A 6295-nucleotide genomic window follows, 5' to 3' on the forward strand; every position below is an offset into this window, starting at 1 on the left:
TGTCATATCACTAATGGCAAACACTTCTCTCTAATAGTAGCTTAAATTTACTCCTTCCTTTCCTTCAGGGCACTACCAGATAAGAGATAATTCAAAAGTGTTGAAATCCTCGATCGACCTTTAATACAAGATCAGGATAAATACCGCTGCTATCAGTCAACCAGATATCTGTGCTATCCGTAGCAATTCCCACAATCGCAGCACCATCACCGATTTGTTCCACCAATAACTGAGCATTCGCGATCGGCAAAAACAGCACTAACTCGAAGTCTTCCCCGCCGTACAACGCCCAATCTAAAGCTTTTTCGGTTGATACTATTTCGCTGAAAATATGGGGAATTGGTATTTTCGTGCGATCGACTTTTGCGCCAACACCGCTAGCCCGACAAATTTGAATAATCGCATCAGCTAAACCGTCGCTGCTGTCCATTCCGGCGATGGAAAACTCACCCGCAGAATCTAATATCTCCCAAACAACCGACAAAACATCCAGCCGCGGTTTAGGGCGCTGGTGAGCGAGAATTAAAGAAGCCCGATCGACTTCTGTAAGATTTTGCCCGAATTCTGGATTTAACAGCAATTCTAATCCCGCGCGGGAGGCTCCGTGAACCCCAGTCGCGACAATCGCCCAATCCGATCGCGCCTTTGACCGACTAATGGTACGATCGCACTCAACCTCCCCAAAAGCAGTAATCGCCACAGTCACCACGGGCGATCGCACAACATCCCCACCGACGATCGGCGTATCATATTCTTGCAAGCAAGCCGTCATTCCCCGATAAAACTCTTCAACCCACTCCACAGCCGTATCTGCCGACACAGCCAGGGCTACAGTTACTGCCAGAGGCCTTGCTCCCATCGCAGCCAGATCCGACAAATTCGCCGCTGCGGCGCGCCATCCTGCGTAATAAGGCCCCGTAGTGCGATCGCTAAAATGCACTCCATCCACCAACATATCTGTAGTGATAGCGAGAGATTGGTTGGGATTTGTAGCCATGACAGCGCAATCATCACCCACTATCTCTGCGGGGCAGAATTTTTGCAATATTCTTAAAAGACCTTGTTCCCCGATATCTTTAATCAGCATTAAAAAGGATTTTTTAGTGAGATGCGGGCGGGCAAGATGCCCATCCTACAATAAACTCAATGTATTATGGAACAGGTATCTTACCTGTAGCACGTTATTGGTGCGTAATTCCTAAACCAATGACAACTAACAACTAACAACTGTCAACTGTCAACTGTCAACTGTCAACTGTATTACCATTCCTTACCCGAACTCGGCGGCAAGCGCAACCGGGGAAACCTATAAAAAGTATCCCCTTCATCATCTACCTCTAAAACCGCCGAAAAAATCTTCACTTGCCGAGTTAAATACTGCTGAGCCACTTCTGCCTCAACCCTAGCATTAGCAGCCAGTTGAATCAACGAAATTTGACTGTTTTGAGTTTCCAACAACTGATAAAAAGCCTCATCCAATCGCTGCTTTTGCTTGCTTTCATTCACATTTTTTACAATCAACAAGCCGGCGAATCCGCCCAAACCAATTACCAATAAAAATTCTAAAATAGCCATATTCTGGATTAAATTCCTGATTTCAATAACGAAACTATAAAAATAATCTATTCTTCCCGCCCGCGGAGGCGGGATTTGTCGGTGCAGAAGCGATTTCAATCGGCTTCACCTTTATGTAGAAACGGTTTCAATCGCCGTCATTCTTGATTTTTTCAGCCCGCGCAGGCGGGCTTTGTTTTTGTAAAAGCGATTTCAATCGCCGTCATTTTTGACAAGAAGCGATCTCAATCGCCGTCATTAATTAAACTTGAGGTCGCACCAAATTTTCGATTCCTTTAACTACCTTAGCAGATACAATCTTGTCTCCCTGCTTCAGTTTCTCCAAAACTTCTTTTCCTTCAATCATGTAACCAAAAACAGCATATCGGCCGTCCAAAAGATTCAGGCCAGCGGGCGTGAGTTCAGGTTCAAACAAGAAAAAGAAAAACTGAGAAGAACCGCTGTCGGGTTCAGCTTCATTGCGGGCCATTGCCACAGTACCGAAAGCAGAAAAAGGCAAAACAGGCTCGTCGCGATAGCGCCCCGCATCTTCTAGAGTAATCCCATAAATAGGCTCCTTTTCGTCCCTGACAAGCACTTCCAGTGGAACATTCCGGTATTTGCCAGTAGCTGGGTCAATAAAACCCTCTTCCTTGCCTTCGGGATCTCCGGTTTGCAAAACGTAGGATTCTTCCGATCGAATAAACGGTAAACCGTCATAAAAACCTCGATCAACCAAATCCACAAAATTACCAGCCGTAACCGGGGCGCTGTAGCCGTCAACCACAACAGTAATTTCCCCTTTTTCTGTTTGTACAGACACAGTAGCGCGCCCTTTCAGTTGAGGCAGATTAGCATACTTTGCAGGCACTTCAAAAGGAAACTTTGTCACCATCAACTCTTCGATTTCGCCTAGCGAACCGAGGATTGTGGCTTTCAAGTCAATCACTTTTTCCTTGTCTTTAGCCTCAACAGCCTTTTCCAGTTGAGCAATTCCCTCCTTGACTTCTGCAACTAGCGCCTCAGCTTGCGGCTTTTGCGCCTCAGAAATACTCTCTAAAAGGTCAGAGTCCCGAAGGTTGAGAATCCTGGAAGCCTTGCTGACATCGCTGCTAATCGGCCCCCAACGTTTAGATCGTATGTGGTTGCCAATGTCTTCGAGACTGATTTGCAACTCTCGTACAGTCTGATTGTCAATAGGTAAAGCGAAGCGCAGCAGCGCCCGGCCGTCGGTAATCGCATTCCCAGCAGGCATACTGCTGCTGGGGCGTTTGGCATGGGAGACTGGACTGAAACTCAGTCCGAGAGTGAACAGCAGGAGCGCTAAAGCGACGGTTTTGACCCAGCGCTTGCACGTATCGATCGAGAAATTAGACCAATGCAACATAACTTTAACTTTTATTGCCTCTATTATCTTCCCACAGCGCTGTCGGCCTTCTATCCGTTTGCCGTGCACTCCTCGTGGCTGAACTTCCTTCCCTTGAGAGCTTTTTAGCTTTCCGTAAAGCACTTGCCCCCTTTGAACGGTAAAATAAAATGCCAATTGCTTTTTGATGCCGTCAGCTAGACTGCGGCTTTAACCTGACTGTAGTTCCCCCGTGCCGGCAAGGCGACGGGATTGCCCGCAAAAATTTATATGATCTCTAGTAACGACTTTCGACCAGGTGTTTCAATTGAATGGAATAACGGCGTGTGGCGGGTTATCGAATTCCTCCACGTCAAGCCCGGAAAAGGCTCAGCTTTCGTGCGGACAAAATTAAAAAACGTCCAAACCGGAAACGTAGTAGAACAAACCTTCCGGGCGGGCGAGACTATGCCTCAAGCCAACCTGGAAAAGAGCGTGATGCAGCATACCTATAAAGAGGGCGACGAGCTCGTCTTTATGGATATGGAAACTTACGAGGAAAGTCGGCTCAGTGCTAAGCAAATAGGCGATCGTGTCAAGTACCTCACTGAAGGTATGGAAGTCAGCATCCTGCGCTGGAACGACCAAATCATGGAAGTGGAACTGCCCAACTCTGTTGTCTTGGAAGTGATACAAACCGATCCCGGAGTCAAAGGAGATACTGCCACTGGTGGCAGCAAACCCGCCATCCTCTCCACTGGCGCTCAGATTATGGTGCCTCTGTTTATTTCCATTGGAGAACGGATTCGGATTGATACTCGTGAAGACAAGTACCTCGGCCGAGAGTAGAAACGAGGGAGGAAAAGGGAGTTTTTAGTTTTTAGTTCTGAGTTATGAGTTAAAGAAGTCCAAATTCTCTACTCATCGCTCACAGCTTAAAAACTATCCCTTTTGCCTCCAAAGTCGTTGATGCTCCTAGCTTCGCCTGATTCTGAATTTTCAATTTTCAATTTTCAATTTTCAATTCTTAATTACCCTTGAATCTGCTGTGCAACTAGACTTAAACCAGCTTTGTGACTTGCTAACTGTATTAGACAAAACTGGCATTTCGGAACTGACCTTAAAAAGTGGGGATATTGAACTGACAGTACGCAAAGGCATTCTGGCAAGTTCACCAGGCACCTCTGCTGCGCTCCCTGCTACCGTGGCCACTGTCGCTCCGATCGCGTTGGGGGCTGTTGCTAGCCCCACATTAGCGTCACCTCCTGCTGTTGACCCAAATTTAGGAGCAGATATGGCTGCACCTGTACCCGTCGCCCCTGTCGCCGTACCTGCTGCCGTACCTGCTTCTGTCGATACGAAATGGGTGCCAATTATCTCGCCGATGGTAGGAACCTTTTATCGCGCTGCTGCTCCCGACGAGCCGCCTTTTGTAAATGTGGGCGATCGCATCAAGGTGAGCCAGACAGTTTGTATTATCGAAGCGATGAAGCTGATGAACGAGATCGATGCTGATGAAGTGTCCGGTCAAGTGATGGAAATTTTAGTTCAAAATGGGGAACCTGTCGAATACGGTCAAGTTTTGATGCGAATTAATCCGGATTGAAACATTACTTTATTGTTATGGAATAAATGCTAATATTTCCCGATCACTTCTCTCCGGTGAGTTTGATGAAGTCATCCCAGCCTGTCCCGCAAGAGGTTGTGCAACAAGTTGCTGAGTATTTCAGTATTTTGAGCGAACCCATGCGTTTACGAATTTTGAACTTGCTTCGCGACGGCGAAAAATGCGTGCAAGAATTGGTGGAAGCTACTCAAACGAGTCAAGCCAATGTTTCTAAGCACCTAAAACTAATGCTCCAAGCTGGTATCCTCACTCGCCGGAGTGAAGGGACTTCAGCTTATTATAAGGTGCAAGACGAGTTAATTTTTGAGCTGTGTAATATGGTGTGCGATCGGCTGGCCAGCAGGATCGAACAGCAAGCCCTACACTTTAGGGCATTTAGCCTAACTACGAAGCACTGAAAATTAGTTGCCAGTCCTCAATCCTCAATCCTCAGTCATGAGTCATCAGTTATCAATTCCTATTCTCGGCCTTGAGACCGATGACTAATCACTTGTAACTAATGACTCATAATTACTAAAGGGGAAAATTTTTGTCAAAACTTTGGCGGGTACTCGGCTGAGCCACCTCCAAACCTTCGCCCCCTAAAAGTTCTAAAGGCTTCCCTTCCACCGAAATCCAAACCTTGGTATTCGGTTGTAAACTCGTAGCCGTATAGATAACTTGCCCTAACCGGCTAGTCATAGAATTGCTCCCTCCACCCGAAGTAAATTCTGCCGACAAATCGACATAAACTCCGTCATTCTTAACACTCAAACCCCTGAGTTTTGTCCCATTAGGAATTTCGCTAGAAACAGTTCCATCCTTCGGCCCGGCTAACAAACTGTTAAAAGCAGCTTGTAAAGCTGCATCAGGCTTGTCAGCTTGTTTGACAGCTACTTTCGTAGGAACTCCCTCAAATTTACCGTTGGCCTCTTTAACCCAGTAAACTTGCACTGTCTGGACATCTGTTTGCTGCAAAGGCTTTGGCTGTGGCAACTTTGGCACCAGAGCGTTAGGTGTCTGAGCGTTAGGCGTCTGAGCGTTAGGCGTCTGAGCAGTAGGGGCTGGGACAGGAGTTGGAGGGGGCACCGGGATAATTACAACAGGGGATTCCGCAGGACTTGGGGACAGCGCCGGAGCGTTAGTCGGAGCGGAAGACTGTGTGTCTGCGGGAGTTGGCGAACGATTCGCCGTCCACCAGGCAATGCCCCCTCCCGCAAGTAAAGCCAACCCGCAAACACCAGCAATCACTGCGATGGAGACGCGGCGTACTTCTTTTCCATCTTTCATAATACAAATTCTCCTTACAGATAGAGCGCTTGGGACGGTGAGGAGCGACTCCTGATCAGCTACATTTGTCTATGGTTAGATTCGGGAATTGACACAATTGCATTGCTGCTAGCGAACACTTTATAGCAAGCCCAACATATTCTGAATCCGACTATTGGAATCCTAGACCATAATATAAGATTTCGCCCGTGGAGTATGTCACAGTATCTCGATCGGCCTAGTGGCTATATTCTATAGTAATCATAAAAAATTAAAGAATAAAGGAAGGAAAAAATAAGTAAAAAGGAAGAAGGAAAGCAACGAATGGATGTAACGGAGGTAAGGGGGGTAACGGATTTAAGGCATTTAACAGATAGAAGCAGGTTTCTAAAAATATTTTTCCCCAAACAAAAAGCGCCCCTATTTCTAGGAGCGCTTTTTGTCAATCAAAAGCTAAAACTTAGCCATTGATAGAAGGAGCAACCAAAGCTACGGGAGTGACTTCACTTGCAGCCAAATCA

At 46.7% G+C, this 6295-nt stretch carries 7 protein-coding genes; 3 read left to right on the forward strand and 4 right to left on the reverse strand.

The window, feature by feature from the left end; genetic code table 11:
- Positions 1–91: 91 nt before the first annotated feature.
- From thiL to QUA40_RS27130, 3 genes are all read right to left on the reverse strand, one after another.
- Positions 92–1087 carry a thiamine-phosphate kinase gene (gene thiL / locus QUA40_RS27120; protein WP_333131621.1) on the reverse strand — a complete coding sequence of 332 codons (996 nt, stop codon included), beginning with the start codon at positions 1085–1087 and terminating at the stop codon, positions 92–94.
- 173 nt (positions 1088–1260) lie between these two features.
- Positions 1261–1575, reverse strand: coding sequence for a hypothetical protein (locus tag QUA40_RS27125; protein WP_333131623.1), 315 nt, complete (start codon positions 1573–1575; stop codon positions 1261–1263).
- 241 nt (positions 1576–1816) lie between these two features.
- Positions 1817–2941 carry a peptidylprolyl isomerase gene (locus tag QUA40_RS27130; protein ID WP_333131629.1) on the reverse strand — a complete coding sequence of 375 codons (1125 nt, stop codon included), beginning with the start codon at positions 2939–2941 and terminating at the stop codon, positions 1817–1819.
- Between the two features lie 249 nt (positions 2942–3190).
- On the opposite strand from QUA40_RS27130, the gene efp reads away from it, so the two are divergent.
- From efp to QUA40_RS27145, 3 genes are all read left to right on the forward strand, one after another.
- The gene (gene efp / locus QUA40_RS27135; RefSeq protein WP_190659475.1) at positions 3191–3748 is read left to right on the forward strand and encodes an elongation factor P; all 558 of its coding nucleotides are present in this window, start codon (positions 3191–3193) and stop codon (positions 3746–3748) included.
- A gap of 199 nt (positions 3749–3947) precedes the next feature.
- Complete coding sequence (gene accB / locus QUA40_RS27140) at positions 3948–4505, forward strand: acetyl-CoA carboxylase biotin carboxyl carrier protein (RefSeq protein ID WP_333131625.1); 558 nt, start codon at positions 3948–3950, stop codon at positions 4503–4505.
- Between the two features lie 26 nt (positions 4506–4531).
- Positions 4532–4924 carry an ArsR/SmtB family transcription factor gene (locus QUA40_RS27145; protein WP_006631662.1) on the forward strand — a complete coding sequence of 131 codons (393 nt, stop codon included), beginning with the start codon at positions 4532–4534 and terminating at the stop codon, positions 4922–4924.
- Positions 4925–5039: 115 nt separating this feature from the next.
- On the opposite strand, the gene QUA40_RS27150 is transcribed toward QUA40_RS27145, so the two are convergent.
- Positions 5040–5795, reverse strand: coding sequence for a GerMN domain-containing protein (locus QUA40_RS27150; RefSeq protein ID WP_333131627.1), 756 nt, complete (start codon positions 5793–5795; stop codon positions 5040–5042).
- Positions 5796–6295: the final 500 nt, after the last annotated feature.

The organism is Microcoleus sp. Pol11C3, from assembly GCF_036701485.1.
Lineage (GTDB): Bacteria > Cyanobacteriota > Cyanobacteriia > Cyanobacteriales > Microcoleaceae > Microcoleus.

Coding starts and splice junctions, on each gene's coding strand:
- thiL (WP_333131621.1), bottom strand. CDS start 1,087: ATGCTGATTAAAGATATCGGGGAACAAGGTCTTTTAAGAATATTGCAA.
- QUA40_RS27125 (WP_333131623.1), bottom strand. CDS start 1,575: ATGGCTATTTTAGAATTTTTATTGGTAATTGGTTTGGGCGGATTCGCC.
- QUA40_RS27130 (WP_333131629.1), bottom strand. CDS start 2,941: ATGTTGCATTGGTCTAATTTCTCGATCGATACGTGCAAGCGCTGGGTC.
- efp (WP_190659475.1), top strand. CDS start 3,191: ATGATCTCTAGTAACGACTTTCGACCAGGTGTTTCAATTGAATGGAAT.
- QUA40_RS27145 (WP_006631662.1), top strand. CDS start 4,532: ATGCTAATATTTCCCGATCACTTCTCTCCGGTGAGTTTGATGAAGTCA.
- QUA40_RS27150 (WP_333131627.1), bottom strand. CDS start 5,795: ATGAAAGATGGAAAAGAAGTACGCCGCGTCTCCATCGCAGTGATTGCT.